The organism is Pseudomonas sp. SIMBA_041, assembly GCF_046535095.1.
Taxonomy (GTDB): Bacteria; Pseudomonadota; Gammaproteobacteria; order Pseudomonadales; family Pseudomonadaceae; genus Aquipseudomonas; species Aquipseudomonas mucoides.
Genome location: NZ_JAWRXJ010000204.1, coordinates 1 through 279 on the forward strand (window position 1 = coordinate 1; position 279 = coordinate 279).

A 279-nucleotide genomic window follows, 5' to 3' on the forward strand; every position below is an offset into this window, starting at 1 on the left:
GAGCGTTGCAGCCGGGTTTTCCCAGCAAATACGATGACGAGAGCAGCGGCTTTTCGGTAGAGGGTGACCTGGCCTTGAGCGAGGCCAACCGCCTGGGCATTGCCTACCACTTCAAGGACGATGTGCACCGTTCCCGCGATGGCGCCAACCCCCAGACCTATTTCCGTGACCAGACCCAGTCGATTGCCCTGGAAGACACCCTGCGCCTGAACGAAATATTCAGCGTGGTCGGCGGCATCTCCTATAACTACCGCAAAAGCCTGGACGCACAGAATTACG

Annotated in this window: 1 pseudogene; it reads left to right on the forward strand. The window is 58.4% G+C overall.

The window, feature by feature from the left end:
• Positions 1 to 279: pseudogene (locus SB725_RS30860) on the forward strand (TonB-dependent receptor); the annotation flags it as partial.